Source organism: Chryseobacterium sp. CBTAP 102 (genome assembly GCF_003201365.1).
GTDB lineage: Bacteria > Bacteroidota > Bacteroidia > Flavobacteriales > Weeksellaceae > Chryseobacterium > Chryseobacterium candidae.
Genome location: NZ_QICX01000008.1, coordinates 179,137 through 198,976, shown reverse-complemented (window position 1 = coordinate 198,976; position 19,840 = coordinate 179,137). Strand labels below are relative to the sequence as shown.

Annotated in this window: 15 protein-coding genes; 2 read left to right on the top strand and 13 right to left on the bottom strand. The window is 37.3% G+C overall.

Features of this window, described 5'->3' with window-relative positions; genetic code table 11:
- Window positions 1-430: 430 nt before the first annotated feature.
- The gene (locus C8D70_RS13200; protein ID WP_181416130.1) at window positions 431-1,690 is read left to right on the top strand and encodes a helix-hairpin-helix domain-containing protein; all 1,260 of its coding nucleotides are present in this window, start codon (window positions 431-433) and stop codon (window positions 1,688-1,690) included.
- Window positions 1,691-1,910: 220 nt separating this feature from the next.
- On the opposite strand, the gene rluF is transcribed toward C8D70_RS13200, so the two are convergent.
- From rluF to C8D70_RS13175, 5 genes are all read right to left on the bottom strand, one after another.
- The gene (gene rluF, locus C8D70_RS13195) at window positions 1,911-2,633 is read right to left on the bottom strand and encodes a 23S rRNA pseudouridine(2604) synthase RluF (RefSeq protein WP_076595656.1); all 723 of its coding nucleotides are present in this window, start codon (window positions 2,631-2,633) and stop codon (window positions 1,911-1,913) included.
- Window positions 2,634-2,855: 222 nt separating this feature from the next.
- Entirely contained in the window at window positions 2,856-3,554 is a 699-nt protein-coding gene (gene truB / locus C8D70_RS13190; RefSeq protein WP_110367608.1) for a tRNA pseudouridine(55) synthase TruB, read from the bottom strand.
- Window positions 3,555-3,574: 20 nt separating this feature from the next.
- Window positions 3,575-4,393, bottom strand: a complete 819-nt coding sequence (locus tag C8D70_RS13185; protein WP_110367607.1) for an undecaprenyl-diphosphate phosphatase — start codon at window positions 4,391-4,393, stop codon at window positions 3,575-3,577.
- A gap of 95 nt (window positions 4,394-4,488) precedes the next feature.
- On the bottom strand, window positions 4,489-4,785 hold the full coding sequence (locus C8D70_RS13180) for a DUF3098 domain-containing protein (RefSeq protein ID WP_076595659.1): 297 nt from the start codon (window positions 4,783-4,785) through the stop codon (window positions 4,489-4,491).
- 2 nt (window positions 4,786-4,787) lie between these two features.
- Window positions 4,788-5,687 carry a cell division protein FtsX gene (locus C8D70_RS13175; protein ID WP_076595660.1) on the bottom strand — a complete coding sequence of 300 codons (900 nt, stop codon included), beginning with the start codon at window positions 5,685-5,687 and terminating at the stop codon, window positions 4,788-4,790.
- A gap of 91 nt (window positions 5,688-5,778) precedes the next feature.
- Here C8D70_RS13175 and rsmA point away from each other — a divergent pair, with 91 nt between their 5' ends.
- Window positions 5,779-6,549, top strand: a complete 771-nt coding sequence (gene rsmA / locus C8D70_RS13170) for a 16S rRNA (adenine(1518)-N(6)/adenine(1519)-N(6))-dimethyltransferase RsmA (protein ID WP_110367606.1) — start codon at window positions 5,779-5,781, stop codon at window positions 6,547-6,549.
- A gap of 128 nt (window positions 6,550-6,677) precedes the next feature.
- Here rsmA and C8D70_RS13165 read toward each other — a convergent pair whose 3' ends face one another.
- The 8 genes from C8D70_RS13165 to C8D70_RS13130 form a co-directional block, all read right to left on the bottom strand.
- A complete protein-coding gene (locus C8D70_RS13165; RefSeq protein ID WP_228402493.1) occupies window positions 6,678-8,933 on the bottom strand; it encodes a choice-of-anchor L domain-containing protein in 2,256 nt (751 codons plus the stop codon).
- A 550-nt stretch (window positions 8,934-9,483) separates the two neighbouring features.
- Complete coding sequence (locus C8D70_RS13160; RefSeq protein WP_110367605.1) at window positions 9,484-13,068, bottom strand: choice-of-anchor L domain-containing protein; 3,585 nt, start codon at window positions 13,066-13,068, stop codon at window positions 9,484-9,486.
- A 168-nt stretch (window positions 13,069-13,236) separates the two neighbouring features.
- Window positions 13,237-15,597 (bottom strand): choice-of-anchor L domain-containing protein, encoded by a 2,361-nt coding sequence (locus C8D70_RS13155; RefSeq protein ID WP_110367604.1) that lies wholly within the window; start codon window positions 15,595-15,597, stop codon window positions 13,237-13,239.
- A gap of 191 nt (window positions 15,598-15,788) precedes the next feature.
- Complete coding sequence (locus C8D70_RS13150; protein ID WP_076595665.1) at window positions 15,789-16,358, bottom strand: DUF1003 domain-containing protein; 570 nt, start codon at window positions 16,356-16,358, stop codon at window positions 15,789-15,791.
- Window positions 16,359-16,369: 11 nt separating this feature from the next.
- Window positions 16,370-17,140, bottom strand: a complete 771-nt coding sequence (locus tag C8D70_RS13145) for a TIGR02757 family protein (protein ID WP_076595775.1) — start codon at window positions 17,138-17,140, stop codon at window positions 16,370-16,372.
- A gap of 7 nt (window positions 17,141-17,147) precedes the next feature.
- Window positions 17,148-18,062 (bottom strand): ribonuclease Z, encoded by a 915-nt coding sequence (locus C8D70_RS13140; protein ID WP_110367603.1) that lies wholly within the window; start codon window positions 18,060-18,062, stop codon window positions 17,148-17,150.
- Between the two features lie 69 nt (window positions 18,063-18,131).
- Entirely contained in the window at window positions 18,132-18,707 is a 576-nt protein-coding gene (gene rdgB / locus C8D70_RS13135) for an RdgB/HAM1 family non-canonical purine NTP pyrophosphatase (protein WP_410493710.1), read from the bottom strand.
- Window positions 18,708-18,747: 40 nt separating this feature from the next.
- A complete protein-coding gene (locus C8D70_RS13130; RefSeq protein ID WP_110367602.1) occupies window positions 18,748-19,578 on the bottom strand; it encodes a CPBP family intramembrane glutamic endopeptidase in 831 nt (276 codons plus the stop codon).
- Between the last annotated feature and the right edge of the window lie 262 nt (window positions 19,579-19,840).

Sequence of the window (19,840 nt, the reverse complement as noted above, 5' to 3'; positions counted from 1 at the left end):
CACTTCCTGAGCAGATACGCCCAGGGCTGTGCATAAAGTGAATGCACCGAGATAGATTTTTTTCATTCTATGTTTTCTGAGTTAGTAATTAGTTTCTTAAAACTTCGCGAATTTAATGCTTTTTAAGACATGAAAATCACTCTTGTGTGCTTTAATGTAAATCATACTATTAATAATCAAATCCTGTTTATTTATATTAAATTTTATTTCATTCTGATACAAAAATATCCTCTTTGAGCGACAGAAGGTGTCGTGTTAAAAAATAAAAATAAGATCAGAGTATTTCAGTATCAATTACGAAATTATATCACCTAAAAAGCAAGATTCCTATTAGCTTTTAAAGAATAAAAATACAATCTCTATACAATCTTTAACCATTTCATTATCAGCTATTGTCGCGCTTTATTTTTATCTATAAGTTTACTCCATAATGAGAAAAAGCTATTACCAGAAATTGGCGTTGATGGTCACATTGCTGACTGTTTTATTGGTATATCAGAAATATACCAGCCATGAAAAAGAACCGTTCCCTGAAGTTACGTTCATTTCAGATGCTTCAATATCAGCGAATCTATCAGATTTTGATCCCAATACTCTTGACAAAGAACAGTGGCTGAAACTTGGATTTTCAGAGAAGCAGACGGCTACCATTCTTAAGTATAAAGATATCTTAGGGGGAAAATTTAGTTCAAAAGAACAGTTGAAAAAATGTTATGCTATTTCTGAAGATAAGTTTAGTGAGCTGGCGGCTTTCATTTTACTTCCTGAAACAGCAGAAAAAAAAGATCCGAAAGGATTCACTACGCGCAGAAAGAAAAAAATTCTGATATCAGGAAAATTCAATCCTGATCAGTTTTCTTCACAAGATTGGCTTAAGATGGGCTTTAGTGAAAAGCAGGCAGAAGCCATTATAAAGTATAAAAATTATCTCGGAGGAAGTTTTATAAGTAAGGAAAAATTTAAAGAATGTTTTATCATTTCTCCGGAAAATTACAGCAAACTTGAACCTTATCTTTTACTGCCCGCAAAAACTCCGGAAAACTTCAGAAATTTCACGAAGAATAATACTGTAAAATCCGGAATTCAATATCATCCATTTGATCCTAATCAGTTGGACTTAGAAGGTTGGAAAGTACTTGGATTTTCAGAAAAACAAGCAGCCACAATCATCAATTACCGGGTCCGGAATTTACGTGGAAGCTTTAAAAGTCTGGACGACCTGCAGAAATGTTTTGTAATTTCCGCAGAGAAATTTCAGGAAATGAAACCGTATGTCAAACTTCAGGAAAAACAACAAGAAAAAACAGATTTTTCAAAAACAGATCTTAATACCATTACTTTTAAACAGCTTATTGAATTCGGACTGGATGAAAGAAGTGCTGGTTCAGTGATTGGTTTCAGAAACAAACTGGGAGGTTTCATGAATAAGCAGCAAATTCTAAGCACTTACAACATCGATCAGGATCTGGTTCAAAAACTGATTTCCATAGCTCCACTGAATACGTCAAATGTTCCCCGATATTCATTAGTAGAGGCACCCGAGGAATGGCTTAAAAATCATCCTTATTTCAAATATTCGGCAGACAAAATCATATTCTACCGGATCAGTAATCCTGATGATAAAAAAATATGGAAACTTTTAAAACTAAAACCTGAATATGAAGGAAGAATGAAGTTATATATAAAATAATACCGGATTAAACTTCTCTATAGTCTTATTTCGGAACATTACTGCCCGATAAAAAGTACAAATACATTGAAAATAGCAATATTTAAGACATGAATTAACAGGTCGCTCCTCTGGAGCTGGATTTGATCCCATCGGGATCTAGTTAATAGAAGAAAATAAGATTTCCGGTGTATAATACCGGAAAATTGAGAAAGTAAACAGTAAAGGATCTTTCTATATTTTAATCAAAGGTTTTGCTGGAATCTGCCAGCAAAGAGTTGAGCGTGTTAAGTTCTTCATCGGTCATATCTCTCCATTTCCCGATTGGCAAATCAAGTTTGATATTCATGATACGGATTCGTTTCAGTTTTTTCACTTCATATCCAAGATATTCGCACATTCTTCGGATCTGTCTGTTGAGTCCCTGAGTAAGGATAATTCTGAAATTCATTTCATCAATCTTCTCTACCTCACATTTCTTAGTCACAGTATCAAGGATAGGAACACCATTTCTCATTTTTTCCAGGAATCTTGGAGTGACAGGTTTGTCTACACGAACAATATATTCTTTTTCGTGATTATTGCGTGCCCGCAGAATTTTATTGACGATATCACCGTCACTCGTTAAGAAAATAAGTCCTTCACTTGGTTTATCCAACCTTCCGATAGGAAAAATTCTTTTCGGGTGGTTGATATAATCTACAATATTATTTTTTTCACGTTTGGTATCGGTAGTACAAACGATTCCTACCGGCTTATTAAAAACGATATACACAGGTTTTTCCTGTGGCTCTCTGATGGGTTTTCCGTCTACTTCTACAAGATCTTCATCAGAAACTTTGGTTCCCATTTCAGGAATTTTCCCGTTTATCTTAATTCTGCCCTCCTCCAATAGCTTATCTGCTGCCCTTCTGGAACAGTATCCTGCTTCTGATAAATATTTATTAATACGTGTCTTTTCCATTAGTCTTTCCGTAACCGGTATCATTTTTATTGCTGAAATAGTACTTCCATAGTTTAAGCTTATGGAAAAACCATCATCTCGTTTTCTGTATAGGTAATTCAAAAATAATCCCTCCTTCCTGGGTCAATCTTTTTTGAACAGGAACTAACTTTGTATTTCCTACTGCAAATTTAGGAAGAAAATTATATCCTTAAAATATATTGAGAACTGTTGGTTTGATTATTACAGCCCCTCAAACCTGTACTCATTATTCAGGAACTGATCTGTAGCATCTTCAATGGCATAATCACCAATTTTGGTCCGTCTCAGCTGTGTAAGATAGGCTCCAACTCCCAATTCCTGTCCGATATCATGGGCAAGACTTCTGATGTATGTTCCTTTTGAACATCCTACCATGAAACTCACTAAAGGAAAATCGATTTTAATATCCCTGATGTAATGGATCGTTGTTTTTCTTGCTTTCATTTCCACTTCTTCACCAGCTCTGGCAAGGTTATACGCCCTTTCGCCATCAATTTTAATAGCCGAATAAACAGGTGGTTTCTGTTCAATTTCTCCAACAAATTTTTCCAGCACTTCTTTTACCTGTTGTTCAGTAATATGCGAGATATCCTGTTGAAGAATTTCAGGTTTTTCAGTATCATAGGATTCCGTCTGTACTCCAATTTTGATCTCTGTCCAATATTCTTTAGGAGCATCCTGAATTTCAGGAATTTTCTTAGTAAATTTTCCGCAGCAGACGATAAGAAGCCCAGTTGCTCTGGGATCTAAAGTTCCGGCGTGTCCGATTTTAAATTTTTTAGGAAGATCAAATTCCCTTTTAAGTTTATATTTCATTTTATTGACAGCCTGGAAGGAAGTCCAGTCCAAAGGTTTGTCCAATAAAAAAATGTATCCTGATTTCAGTTCTTCAGCAGTCATGAATGGGTATAAAAGATTTCTTATTTAAAGAAATAAAAATAAATCAACAGAGCAATTCCTACAAAAATACGGTACCAGCCCCAAGGTTTAAATCCGTATTTATTAAGTACTCCGATGAAAGCCTTGATCGCGATAAGTGCTACGATAAATGCTACAATATTTCCTACAACGAAGATCATAATGTGATCCTGTGAAGACATGATCATTTCATATCCTTTCTGCGGATTTGCGGTCTCTTTTCCCCAGGTTTTAACAAAAACTGAGTACACTGTTACGGCCAGCATCGTAGGTACAGCAAGGAAGAAAGAGAATTCTGCAGCTGCCTTTCTGGTAAGCCCTTGAGTCATTCCCCCGATAATAGAGGCTGCACTACGGCTTGTACCCGGCATCATGGCAAGACACTGCCAGAAACCGATGGTAATGGCTTTTCTTATGGTAATTCCTTTTTCATCATCAATCTTAGGATTTTTAAACCATTGATCAGCAAACAGTAAAACAACACCCCCTAAAACCAATACAGAAGAGATGGCAATCTGATTTCCAAGAACGGCTTCAATTTTATCATCGAATAAATATCCCAATACCAAAGCCGGAACTACGGCAAACGCAAGTTTAAAATAAAACTGAATATTATTTAAATCAAAAAACTTTTTCCAGTAGGCTACTACCACAGATAAAATAGCTCCAAACTGAATAGACACCTGAAACATTTTTAAAAATTCTGTTTCCTCCAACCCCATAAGATTGGCGGTAAATCCCATATGTGCTGTAGAGGAAATCGGAAGATATTCTGTCAGTCCTTCTACAATGGCAATGATAATTGCTTTGATTAAATCCATATTCTTTTAAAAAATTAAAAGATTAAGAGATCCGGAAATTCAGAATATAATTCTCAATTTCTTAATCTCTTAATCTCAAAAATGTAAAAATTTATTTATTTTCTTTTTAAGATCGCATACACTTCTATGGCAAATCCTATAACAACAAATAAAGGTGCTATTCTGATTCTTCTGATAGAAAAGATACCGTCATTCCATGAGTCAGGATCAAATTTTCCATCTACCGTATTGGCATCCGGTCCCATCATCAGTAGAAATCCTACTACAATAAATGCCAATCCTATCAGCATCCATTTGAAATTCTGCTGTCCGAAATAGAAAGCGTTTTCCTGTGGTACTTCAGCTTCATGTCCAAAGTCTGAAGCGGAAAATTTATTTGTTTTTTTGCTCATTATTAAGAGTAATATAAATCGTCAACGTTTGATTTTAAGAATCTCCATGTAGCGAAAATCGTACTTAAGACAGAAATAAAAATTCCAACACCAAGTACGAGGATTACTAACCAGAAGTATTGGTTGTTGTCCTGTACGAAAGCAGAGCCAATCTGACTTGTGAAATAATACCAGACTCCGCCCAAAGCAAGAAGACCTATTAAAGAACCGATAGCTCCTAAAATAATAGCCTCCACAATGAAAGGTTTAAGGATAAATCTTCTTTTCGCTCCTACCAGCTGCATTGTTTTAATAATAAATCTCTTCGAGAATATTTTAAGACGGATAGAATTGTTGATCAATACAACCGCCAATATCAGGAACAGAATTGAAAATCCTAAAATCCATTTCAGAATTCTGCTCAGGTTATTGTAAACATCCACCATCAAAGTACTGTCATTTTTAACATCGATAATTCCAGGAACGGATTTGATCTCTTTGATGGCTTCATCAATTTTTGCGGGATCCACGAATTCCGGTTTTAAAGCAACTTCAATTGAAGATGGAAAAATATTTTCTTCAAACAATGCATCACTGTCGATTCCCATAGTCTTTTTGGCTTCTTTAGCCGCCATATCCCTTGAAATATAAGTCGCTTTTTTTACAGGAGCTAATAACTGTACCTTTTTAAAAGTTTCATCCTCAAGTTTTGCAATTTTTACAGAATCTTTAGCGTCATAGTTTTCATCAAAGTAGGCATTCACCACCAGCTGTTCTTTGATATAGTCAGAATACTTCTGGGCATTAATCAGAATAAGCCCCATTAATCCTAACAAAAATAACACTAAGGCAATACTTATCACTACTGTAATATTGCTGGACCGAAGCCTTTTCTTATTAAATTCATCTACAGATTTAGCCATTAATATTAAAATTTTTGGCTAAAATAGAAAAAATCTTCCGAAATTTGGGACGAAATAAAGAAAATCACTGTTAATAAAATCATAAAAAACTTTGAGTGTAAAAGCAAAAAAACATCTTGGACAGCACTTCCTGACAGATGAAAATATCGCAAGAAAAATCGTAGAAGGTCTTAGTTTTGAGAACTATACCAACATTATGGAAGTAGGTCCCGGAATGGGCGTTCTTACCAAATATCTTCTTGAAAAGGATCAGAAGATTTATCTTGCCGAAATAGATACAGAATCTATCGAATACCTGAAAAACAATTATGCAAAGGTAACTGAAGAGACTTTTGTAGGAGATTTTCTGAAGCAGGATTTCAGTTTTATCAAAGATGATCAGATTGCAATCATTGGAAATTTCCCTTATAACATTTCTTCACAGATCCTGTTTCAGATTGTAGATCATTACCAGCTAATACCGGAAATGGTAGGAATGTTCCAGAAAGAGGTAGCGGAAAGAACAGCTGCTGTTCCGAGAACTAAAGATTACGGTATTCTTTCTGTTCTGATACAGGCTTATTATGATGTATCTTATATGTTTACGGTACATGAGAATGTCTTCAACCCTCCGCCAAAAGTAAAATCGGGAGTGATCAGGCTTACAAGAAACCCGAAGGAAGGGCTTGCAGGCAATGAAGTTCTGTTTAAACAAATTGTAAAAACAGGCTTCAATCAAAGAAGAAAAAAGCTGTCAAATGCTTTAAAAATGCTCAATATTCCGGAAGCCTTAAAAGGACACGAGTTTTTAGATAAAAGAGCGGAAGAACTTAGCGTAGCAGATTTTATTCACTTTGCGAATCTGTGGAAACAAAATCAATAAACAATCATTATCAGCTCCTTTACCGGGAGCTTTTTTGTTGAATACATTATAATAAGATTATTCATTAAAAAGTAGAAAGCCTTTCAGATTTATTCTGAAAGGCTTTCTTTTATAGTACATTATCAATTTTAGTTTCTGTTCTTCAGCATGATCCATCCTGACCAGTTCATCTGAGCTTTTGATTTTGGATACTCAAAGTTGAACTTGTACCAGTATGTAGCTGTAGGAAGTCTCTTACCGCCTACTGTTCCATCCCAGACAGGATTTTCTTTTGAGAATCTGAACATTTCCACTCCATATCTGTCATAGATAGAACCGGTAAAGTTTTTAAAGTCTCCAAGAGCTTTAAGATCCAGTACATCATTGATTCCGTCTTCGTTCGGAGTAATGATATTGTTGATCTGCAAAGTAAAGAATTCAAGAGAGCCCACACAATGTGTTCCTACTCTTCTTACTAAAACAGTATAGTTTGTATTGTCTAAAAGATTCGCAAATACATTGGAATCCTGCCATGTGATACCACCGTCAAGAGAATATTCCAATGTACTTGGCGTATTGTTCATTGGCGGGTTTTCGGCTGTAATCGTTACTGTCTTTTTGATGCTTTCATAATTTAAAGCGGTAACGAAAGGAGTTGCAGCGCCCATTACTTTGGCTTCAAAAACTTTCTTACAGATACCGTTATCAATTTCCACTGAGTAGATGCCCCATTGGTTTACATTAATTTTCTGCGTTGTAGCACCTGTACTCCAAAGATATTTATAACCATCACCAGCTCCTGCATCAAGTGTTACAACATCACCAACACACATTTCAACATCTTTCAATGTAGAGGTAATTTCTGGTGTTACTTCAATTCTAATCGTTGCCGGATTAAGAGATTTACAGCCTTTTGCTCCAAGCGCATATACTGTAAATGTGGTAGTCTGGTACAGAGTAACGGTCTGCATATTGCCTGTTCCCATGAAATTGCTCCAAAGATAAGTATCTCCACCTTCAGCGGTAAGGGTTACGGATTCTCCCGGACATATTTTTATTCTGGAAGCTTTCACTTTAGCGGTTGGGGTTGCTTCTTTCTGTAATGTCAATTCTACAATTTTGCTACAGAATCCTCCATTGGAAACCAGAACATACAAAATCTGTCCATCGTTACCATTATAGTTTAAAGGAGTCTGAATATAGTTGTTATTTTGTGCAACAGCATCCGCCTGATTTTCGTAGAATTTAAAGATAGCTCCAGGCGTTGGGCTGATAGCAGGCATAATTGTACTTAAATCAAAAGTAGTAATATCCGGTGTGGTACAAAGCAGCAATGTTGCATCCTGAGCCTGAGGTGTTGTTCCTCCGTGAATCTGTATGGAAGCTTTCCCCGGACAAGGGTTACCAGGAACACTTACTTCGATGGTATAGGTCCCAGGCTGTATTGCGGTAATGGTATTCGTAGTAGCATTAGGCACAGGTGCACCATTATAATACCACTGATATACAAGGTTAGGGTCATTTACAGAAGCTGTAATTACCTGAGGTACATTATCACATACATTGATATCTGAAGGTAATTTCGTTCCTGCAGGATCTAAAAGATCTACCCCGATATTGAAAGATCCTCCTTCAAGGAATACTGCAGAGTCATAACTGTGGTCACTATAATCGGCAATTACCATTTTGAAGTGATATTGCTGTCCTGCCACTACTGTTGCTGTGGCAGTTAATGGAATTGTTCTTCCTTGAAAGTTGGTTTCAACATTACCTGTGTTGTACCCGGCAAAATACTGTTCGTTTACCGCACCACAGCTGGATCCGATTGCGGGGTGAATATTTGTAATACTCACAGGGCCTGCTCCTCCCGGAAGTACAGCCATATTTACATAAGGTCCTCCTGAAGTAGGCTTCAATAAGATAGCAAATGCATCTGCAAAGGTACAAGGGAATGAACCTGTATATTCTTCTGAAGCGATCAGATAATTAAACTTAATCTGAGAGGTTGTTGGAACGAAGTCAAACTCCAAAAGAACAGCATCATTCAATCTGCTTTCCACTACCCCAATCACCTGTGCAAGATCAGCATCTGACCCACCGCCATTATTATCACTTAGAGTATTTGATTCAAGACTGTTTCCCGCTTTTCTTGCATATCCTGTAGAAAGAATAAGTCCGTCTTTAAAAGGGAAGTTGGTTGTAGCTTTATGAAAGTATCCCCAGGCTCTGTTGGCATCACTTGCAGCATGATTCGGAGTAATCTTTACATTGGTTACATTGGGAGTCAGGCAGGTATTGGTTCCGGACGAGATCAATACATCTTTTACCATCTTCTCTATAGTGTAACTGGACTCAGCATATGACGGGGCATTCACATCAATAAAAGCTCCTGCCCTTCTGGACATTGGTGTACTGGGCTCCTTAATACTCTTTCTGGGTAAAGGGGTTTGCGAAAATAAAAAATTCGAAATGACTAAAAAAAATAAACAAAGCGGTAGATATCTTCTCATAATATTTTTGTTTCAACAAATTTAATTTTTTTTTAAATATATCATACACATATTTGTATTTTTTACAGTAAAAAATCAAAGCAAAAACCTTTTAGAATAAATTTTCATTAATCAACCCCTATTCGGACAAATGATAATGGTGTGGCAGCATTGCATTATAAATTATAGCGACTATATACAATTTTACACCATTGTCATTCTGACGAAGGAAGAATCTCGTGTAAAACTTAGATTTTTCATTTCCCTGGGTTATATTCAGAATGACAGAGTCATAATAATAAAATTGCAGGATTAATGTAAAATTGCATATAATTACCTGAATTATTATAACATATTCCCTGCTTATTTCAGATAATTCACAAAGCACGATAGTATTTATTCATCAAAACAAAAAAATCTTTCATTAATGAAAGATTTTTTTGTCAATTTTATTTTATAAAAACATTTAGTTTCTGTTCTTTAAAAGAATCCAACCGGAGCGTTGTTCCATTTTTTTACTTGCCGGATTTTCCCATTGCACCCTGTACCAATAAGTTGCGGTAGGAAGATTAATTCCTTTTAAAGATCCTGTCCATATAACATTTCCTTTACTGGCTTTGAATACCTCAGCTCCGTATCTGTCGAAAATAGAGGCCGCGAAGTCTTTGTATCCGCTTATTCCGGTGAAGTCAATGGTATCATTTACCCCATCCATATTAGGTGTAATGGCATTACTGATAATGAAGGTAAAATAATCCAGTGAAGTACCACATTTGGCACCTTTCACTCTTACCATTACGGAATACATCGTATTATTTAAAAGACCTGTAAACACATTGGATGACTGCCATGTCAACCCTCCATCTATAGAATATTCTAAAGTTCCACCTGTAGGATTGCTTGCCGTAAGGGTAAGAATATGATTATCATAAACAATATTGGTAAATTGCGGCAGATCAGGGTTAATAAGCTGTGCCGAGAAAGTTTTAGAACAAACTCCATTACTGATTGTCACAGAATACGTCCCGGGAATATTAGTGGTTATGGTTTGAGTGGTTGCTCCTGTACTCCATACATAAGTATAGTTTGGCCCTGCCCCTGCATCCAGAGTTCCTTTATCTCCGGCGCAGACAAACACGTCTTTTAAAGTAGAAACGATTGCCGGAACTACTTCAATTTTAACTTTAGCCGGGTTCACAGAACTACATCCGTTTCCTCCCAATGCATATACTGAATATTCTGTTGTAGTAGTAGGTGTAACGACCTGAGTATTCCCATTTCCGGTAAGTCCTATCCAGTTATAGGTAATCCCTCCGGAAGCTGTTAATGTTACAGATTCTCCTTCACAGATTTTTAATTTTGATGCGGTAAGCCCTGCAATAGGCGGACCTACCTGAACCGTTACACTTGCCGCTGTTGCAGAAATACAGCCGTTTGCTCCAACGGCGAATACCGTATATGTGGTAGTCACAGCAGGTGAAACAACCTGTGTATTTCCGTTTCCGGTAAGACCATTCCCCCAGTTATAGGTAACTCCTCCCGAAGCCGTTAATGTTACAGATTCTCCTATACATATACGAGGTACAGAAGAAACAACAGCAGCCACTGGTTTTACTTTATCTTCCTGCACTGTTACTGTTGAAGTAAAAGTACAGCTCAGGTTTCCTGGTTGTGATACATTGGTAACTGTTAAAGTATATGTTCCGCCTGCACTTACAACAGGGGTAAGCGTATTACCTCCTGAGACAATAGTTCCTCCGGTTGTTGTCCAAACAATTGTAGACCCTGCAGGCACAACAGATGCTGAAGCATTGAGCGTAATCTGCGGAGTTGTACAGGTAATTGTTTGTGGTGCTGCGATGGTAAGCGTAGTTTGAGCTGTGCTTAATAATTGCAGAGATACTACATAACTGCAGCCTCCGTTGCTAACCAATACATAAATTGTCTGGCTTCCTCCCGGAGGTGTATATGATGTAGGTGTTACAATAAAGTTTCCATTAGCCACATTGGCATCAGCCTGATTGACATAGTAAGTAAAAGTTACCCCTGCAGTAGGTGTAATCTGAGGCTGAGCTTCAGTAAGATTATAAGTTAATCCTGGCTGATAACATTTATGAAGTATTGCATTTTGTGCTGTAAAAGGTTCTGAAACTTCTATTGTTATCGTTGCAGGGTTTTGAGAGACACAACCATTCGCACCCACCGCTGTTACGGTATAAGTAGTTGTCACAGTAGGTGAAACAACTTGTGTACTTCCGTTTCCTGTAAGCCCATTACCCCAGTTATAGGTAGCTCCTCCTGAAGCGGTAAGTGTGGTAGAATCTCCTTTACAGATTTTTATTTTGCCGGCCGTAAGCCCGGTAACCGGTGGAGCGCTGTTTCCTGTCACAGTGACAGTTCCTACCGCTGTACAGCTGATATTTCCGGGCTGATACACTTTTGTAATGGTTAAAGTATAGGTTCCCGCAGCGTTAATCACAGGATTTAAAGTAGTTGCTCCTGAAACAATATTTCCTCCTGTAGTTGTCCAGTTAAAAGTAGCGCCTGCCGGATAAACGGAAGCAGATGCATCCAGTGTAGTCTGAGAGTTAGCACAGGTAAGTACAGCCGGAGTAGCAATAATAGGTGTCATTTGTGGCGCCTTTACCAGTTGCAGCTGTGCTACTTTTGCACAGAAACCATTGGCTACTCTTACGTATACTGTTCCTCCTGCACTCGGATAAGCTGTTGAATTAGGAATTGTGTTTGCATTTCCTGCATTAGCATCTGCCAATGTGGTATAGTAGGTAAACACAGCTCCCGGAGTGTTGCTTATGGTAGCTTGTGCTGATGTTAAATTAAAAGTTGCATTTCCTGCAGCATAACAGGCTGTTAATGTAGCATTCTGTACCGTAGGAGACGTCCCGCCTACCACAGTGATAGTAGCCTCTCCCGGACATGTATTTCCCTGGATGAACACCTTAACGGTATATACACCAGGTTGTGTTGCGGTGTAACTTGCATTGGTAGCTCCTGCAATCGGATTGGTACCCTGATACCACTGATATGTTATATTAGGTCCCTGCACAGAAGCAGTAAAAGTCTGTGGTGTATTATCACACATATTAACAGAGTCAGGAAGCTGCACGCCAGCCGGATCCAGGATTTTTACCCCGATATCGAATGATCCTGCTTCCAGAAATACTGCTGAATCAAAGTTGGGATCCTGATAATCCGCAAGCACAATTTTAAAATGGTAAGTTTCTCCAGGAATTACAGTTGCTTTTGCAGTAAGAGGAATGGTACGTCCATTGAAATTGGTTTCGATCTGAGCGGTATTGGTTCCTCCGTAATAGGCTTCATTTACAGGTCCGCAGTTTTGATATTGCGGGTGTATATTCGTTACACTTACAGGTCCTGCTCCTCCGGGAAGCACTGCAAGATTGGTATAAGTAGGATCAGATGCCTTTTTTAACAGCAAAGCGAAACCATCTGTAATAGTACATGGGAAGTTTTGCTGGTATTCTTTAGAAGCAAATAAATATCTGAAAGTAATTTCAGTAGAGGCGGCTACAAAGTCAAACTCTATAGAGGTTGCATTGGTTAGGTTATTGTTAGCAATCCCTAATGCGTTCGCAAGATCTACATCTCCTCCGGTTCCCAGATCATCACTTAAAGTTCCCTGAAAAGTATTCCCTGCTTTACTGGCATAACCGGTTGAAAGTATAATCCCTTTACTGAAAGGAAAGTTCGTATTTGATTTATTAAAATATCCCCAGCTACGGTTCTGGTTAGTGGCAGACAAGTTCGGGGAAACGGTTACATTGCTTACCGTTGAGCTGGTACAAGTGCTGCCTCCTGATATAAGCACATCATTGATCAGCTGAGTTATAGGATAGCCGGATTCCGGGTAGCTTGGTGCATTTACATCTATAAAAACACCTGCCCTCAAAGAAGCAGCTTTAGGTTTTGCAGCAATTTCTACCCTTCCTTTATTTTGAGCCAAAACAAAGTTCCCCATGAAAGCTAAAAATACCGCTAAAAATAAATTTCCTCTCCTCCTATTTAACATTTTATATTATTTTGAACAAAAATACTATTTTTTTTGATTGAAATTCAAGTTAACATAATTTACATTATTACTAACGCAAATTTATTTATATTAGAATATCAACTCTGTTTATTTTAAAATAATAAAAAAAAGACTGACAAAATAGTCAGTCTTTCAGTTATAGTTTAATTATTCTATATTTTTAAGTAATATCCATCCGGTTTTTACAGTAAGCTCCTTGCTTGCAGGATCTTCAAAGGTTACCTGATACCAATATGTTGAAGTAGGAAGCTTTTTGCCCTGGAAATATCCGTCCCAATATGGATTGATTTTCGCTGCTTTGAACACTTCTCTTCCATACCGGTCGAAAACCTGTCCGCTAAAATCTTTATAATTAACCACACCGCTGAAATCAATGGTATCATTGATATTATCACCGTTTGGAGTAATTACATTTTTCATCACGAAAGTAAAGAATTCAAGGAAGCCTACACAGCTTGTAAATTTAACTCTGACTCTGATTGAAATGATTTTATTTTTAGGTACATTATTAAACACATTGGAAGACTGCCATGTCACTCCGTTATCTACTGAATATTCCAGAATCCCATTACTTGGGTTGCTTGCTGTAATGATCATTATTCCGCTCTCATTATAATCCACTTTTATCACTTCAGGGATTACGGCTTTGATAACCTGAGTTTTAAACTCTTTTGAACAAACTCCGTTACTTATCGTTACTGAATATTCTCCAGGAGTAGCTACTGTAATGCTCTGACTTGTTTCACCGGAACTCCACTGATACGTATATCCGGGACCTGAGCCTGCATCCAGAACGATTTTATCACCCTGACAAATATGACCGCCTTTTAAGTTTGAAACGATAGCAGGTACTACTTCAATGGTAATACGTGCAGGCTGAAGAGATTTACATCCCTGTGCTCCGATAGCATATACAGTGTAGGTAGTCGTCTGAGTTGGGCTTACCGTTCTTATTCCTCCGGTAGTGGCTGCAGAATCACTCCATTCATAGGTAACCCCGCCAGAAGCCGTTAATACTACAGACTCTCCGGCACATATTTTCAATCTCGGTGCGCTAAGTAAAGCGGTTGGCGTTTCTTCTTTTCTTAAGGTTAACGTAGCAATCTTACTACAGAAAGCTCCATTGGAAACCAATACGTATAAAATCTGTCCATCTGTCCCGGCATAGTTGGTCAGGTTGGTAATATAACTGTTATTCTGAGCCTGTGCATCAGCCTGATTCGCATAAAAACGGAATACTGCTCCCTGTGTTGTACTGATCAGAGGTTTTGCTGTTTCCAGATTAAAACTGGTAATTGCGGGTGTTGTACAGAGTTTAAGTTCAGCATTCTGTACGGTAGGACTCGTTCCTCCGATAATTGTAATGGTGGCTTCACTTGGACACTGATTCCCCGGAACCATTACTTTTACAGTATACACTCCCGGTTGGGTAGCTACATACACAGCACTGGTTGCTCCTGGAATAGCCACTCCGTCTTTATACCACTGATAAGTCATTCCCGGAATTGCTGCTACCTGTGCCTTTAACTGCTTTGGAGTATTATCACACATATTAATACTGCCTGGTAAAACGACTCCTGCTTCATCCACAATTTTAATTCCCACATCAAAAGATCCTCCTTCCAGAAAAACAGCAGAGTCATGAGATGGGTCTTTAGCATCTGCCAACACCATTTTGAAATGATATGTTTGTCCTGGAATTACATCTGCAACAGCTGTTAAAGGGGTTGTTCTTCCAAAATAGTTGATCACTAAGTGCGGATTCGCCAAAGCTCCAAAAAAGGTTGCATTGATAGGTCCACAGCTGAATCCATTTCCTGCAGGAACAATATTGGTTGCACTTACAGGCCCTGCACTTCCGGGCAACACAGCCAGATTAGTATAGGTAGGATCTCCAACTTTCTTTAATAAAAGTGCAAAGGCATCAGAATAGCCTAAGCAAGGATAATTAGACGTATATTCGTCAGAAACGAATATGTAATTGAATTTTACCTGATTTGAATTCGGAACGAAATCAAATTCTAAAGCTACTGCATCGGTTAAGCTGACATTCGCTCCGGTAGCTGCTACAAGATCCGCATCACTTCCTGTTCCTACAGATTGTCCTACAGCAGATACATAATTATTACCTGCTTCAGAAGCATATCCTGTAGTCAGGACAATACCATCCGTAAAAGGAAAATTAGTTGTTCCTTTATGAAAATATCCCCAGAATCTGTTGCTGTTTGTCACATCATGATTGGGAGATACAGTAACATTGGTAACATTGGCTGTGGTGCAGTTGGTACCGCCATTGATCAAAATATTCTTTACCAGCTGCTCCGGCGTATAGTTTGAAGGAGTATAAGGAGGCACATTCACATCAATGAATGCTCCTGCTCTAAGACTGGCCGCAGAAGGTTTTATTCTCTCTGATTTTCTGACAGATTTCGTTTGAGAAAATGCAGAAGCAGAAATCAATAAAAAGGAAAAAAGGAAAAAATAGTTTTTTAGTCTATAAATTAACATTTTGTTTTCATTTGTTCAAATGTAACAAAAATAATTATACTAATCTCCCCTTAACCATTACTATTTTATAATTCATCACACACATTCACAATAAATTTTTCTTATCATTACATTTTCCACAAATCATTAAACATCAAAATTCAGACATAAAAAAACAGACCAATAAAATTGATCTGTTTATATTTTAATTGCTATTGTTCCGGCAGTTTATCGTCTTTTTTCAGCTGATCTATTTCATTCTGCAACTGGGAGATAATATCCTTTAACGCTTTTATTTCATTCTTGTTTGAGCTTACATTGCTCTTGAGTATTACGTTTTTCGCTCTTTCATTATGATCTTCTTCATCTTCTTCTTCGTTGATTTCCTCAATATCCTCACTGATTTCCTCAATATCTTCCTGGATATCTTCGATATCTTCGTTGATCTCTTCAATGTCTTCACTGATTTCCTCAAGATCTTCCTGAATGTCTTCGATATCTTCACTGATCTCCTCAATATCCTCCTGAATATCTTCAATCTTCTCGTGGCTTTTATTCACAGACATCTGAATGAAGATCGCAAGATAAATAGCTTCCAGGGAAAGTACCGTTGTGAGAATCAGAAGCATTTTATCAAAATCAACAATATTCAGCATCGGAAGTATAAACGAGGTAAGAAACAGCAGGGTATGCACAATCAGGGACTGAATAGATCCAATCCATGAAGTAATACTGTCCGCTATTTTTTCAAGAACTTCTTTTTTTTCGTTATATTTTTTCATCCTTTATATTTTTACAACAGTTCTTTGGTTACCCCTAATCCAAACAATGCAAAGTCATATTTCGCAGGATCTTTTTCATCAAATTTTCTGATGGCAATATCCAGCTCTTCTACCGTTTTCCAGTCATTCTGTGTTCTGAAAACCAATCCCAGTTTTCTGGAGATATTTCCGGTATGCACATCCAGAGGAATAGAAAGATATTTCTGATCTATATTCTCCCAAATTCCAAAATCTACTCCCCTTTTATCTTTACGTACCATCCATCTTAAAAACATGATAATCCTTTTTGCTGAGGAGTTTTTATAAGGTGAACTGATGTGTTTATGGCTTCTGTGTTTTTCTGTTTCCAGGAAACCACTTCTGAATCTTTCTATAGCATGGAGAAAATTATTCTCAGTTTTTTTCACTTCAAATAAACTTTCCAGACTTTCATTTTCTTTATAAATTCTGCTAAACTGTCTGATGAAATAAGAAAAATCCTGTCCGTTGAACGTTCTGTGAATACTTTTATCCTGAATACTTTTCAGATCCTTTTCGGAATAATTCATCACAAAATCATAGGGAGAATTTCCCATAATATCAAGCATTTTATCCGCAGAATTAATGATCGACTTTCTGTTTCCCCAGGAGATTGTAGCTGCCAGAAATCCTGCAATTTCAATATCCTGCTTTAAAGAAAAACGATGTGGAATCTGTATCGGGTCATTTTCAATGAAATCCGGAGCGTTATACTGATCTGCTTTTTCGTTGAGAAAATCTCTGAGTTCTTCAAACTTCAACATATTCATTCTAAATCTTTACACTCTCCAATGCTTTTGGTAAAAATGTATTGGGAAATATTTCTCTCGCTTCATCAGTAAATACGGTCAGGTCTCCATATCTATTGGAGAAGTGGCCTAAAATCAACTTTCCAACCTGAGCTTTCTGAGCAATGGTGGCAGCTTCCAAAGCTGTGGTATGCCCTGTATAATCAGCCATTTCTTTCAGATCATGCAAAAATGTTGCTTCATGATACAGAACCGTTACATTTTTAATAATAGGAATTATACTTTCCAGATAACGGGTATCACTGCAAAACGCATATGATACCGATGGAGCGGGATCAACAGTGAGAATCTCATTCTTAAGAACATAACCGTCGCTCAGTACAAAATCCTTCCCTGCTTTGATATTGTGGTAATCGCAGGTTTCAATTTCGCCGTACTTTGCAATCTCCTTCATATTAAGATGTCTGTCTTTCGGCTTTTCTTTAAAAAGATAACCATTACAGTAAATCCTGTGATCCAGCGGAATAGTATATACTTCTATCCTGTTGTCTTCATATATTTTTTCAGAATAATCTTTATCCAGTTCATGATAAATCACTTCAAAACCACGATGGGTTTCTGTAATCTGAAAAATGGTTTCCAGCATCTTCTTGATTCCTTTAGGACCATAAATATGCAATGGCATATCTCTTCCCAAAAGACGGAAAGAAGCTATAAGCCCGGGAAGCCCGAAACAGTGATCTCCGTGAAGATGGGAGATAAAAATATGATTGATTTTTGAAAATCTTGCTTTTGCCTTTCTCAGCTGTACCTGTGTACCTTCTCCACAATCGATCAGGAAGAGTCTTTCTTCCATTTCCAGCAGCTGTGCTGTGGGTGATGTGTTGATGGTTGGAATAGCAGAATTAAAGCCTAATATTGTTAAATAAGTACTCAAATCAATAATTTATGATAACAAATGTACAACAGAAAATCTAAATGGATGTTTTACCTTTAATATTTAAACCTAATCGGTCACTTTTAAAAAATCCATAAATAAGTCCAGTGCCTGTTTACGGTGGCTGATTTTATTTTTGTCTTCAGGATCCATTTCAGCAAAAGTTCTTTCATATCCTTCAGGGACAAAAATCGGATCATATCCAAAGCCTTTGAAACCTTTGTTTTCTGTCAGTAAATTTCCATGAACTCTGCCTTCAAAATATTGAGCGCCGTTTTCATCATAGCAGCACAAAACTGTCACAAAATAAGCCTTTCTGTTTTCAATTCCCTGCATTTCTGCCAATACCTTTTCGATATTTTTTGCGAAATCATGATCTCCAGCATAACGTGCAGAGAAAATCCCGGGTCTTCCATCCAAAGATTCCACTACCAGACCGCTGTCATCTCCCAGGCTTGGAATTCCGGTCTTTTCAAAACAATATTTGGCTTTGATCAGGGCATTGGCATGAAAAGAATCTCCGTCTTCCACAATTTCTTCGTGAATATTATAATCGGTAAGGCTTTTCACCACGCAATCACTTCCCAGGATCTGTTGGATTTCTTCTTTTTTATGTTCGTTGTGGGTAGCTACTAATAATTCCATTTCTATATTCATTTTCAATTTTACTTTTTATAGCGGTAACTTACATTTCAGCATAATGCACTTTATACTTTTTCATAAACAGATAACAGAACAAAGAGAAAAGCACAATTCCAACAGCTAATACAAGCCATTCTGAAACATGAAAAACCTTTGCAAAACTCTCATCTTTACCATAAATTACCAATAACGAAAGCGTTAAGTTATTAAACGCATGCAGCAATATCGGCATCAGTAAAGACTTTGTCTTATAATAAACCAACCCCAGTACGCAGCCCAGCATTACTGCACTGATAAACTGCCAGGGATTTCCGTGAACCACTCCAAAAATAACAGAGGCATACAGAATTGCCTTCCATGGTTCTACTCCTTTATTGATCAATCCTTTCTGAATAATTCCTCTGAATATAATTTCCTCAAAAATGGGAGCCATAATTACCGTCATGATAATCATTATTACTGGATTATCAATTAATTGACCCATCATTTGGGTAAAATATTCATAAAAGTCTCCGAAAAACGGCCCTGTAGTTGGAATCTGAGCAGCAATAAATTCGGAAATAAACATCATTCCTGCCATCATTGGAAAGATGAGGAGATAGGTGGAAAAATTGACCGATGATAAGTTGAAGTTAAGCTTCTTTTGAGTAGTCCTCCTTACGATGAAAAAATCAAAAAAAGCAATAGCTGTAAGGAATCCTACAGAATTAACCACCATGAAAAACCAGTCTTTCAATTCAATATTTTCCCGGAAAACAACCTTCCATAAAGTACTGAATAAAGAAACTGCCATTGTTCCCACGAATAATCCAACCACCAAAACAACACCGCCAAACCATGTGAACGTAAACTTCGGATATTTGCTATTTTCCATCCTTTTTCTGTAAAAGTTTCTGAGAAACAAAGATAATTTTTTTGACTGCTACAGGCAACTAAAAAAGGAATTTCTTATTTTTGGCTCATCGTACTGAATACCATAATATCTCTATTGCAAATGGCTGAATCTACAGTGAGAAGCCTACAATTATTCGTTCCTTCAAACCCTTCTAACTCTTCACTCTCCCACCTGAAAAGCATTGTTGCAATTTAAATTTGAAAACCTCGCAAAAAATCACGATTTTTGCAACTTCAAAATA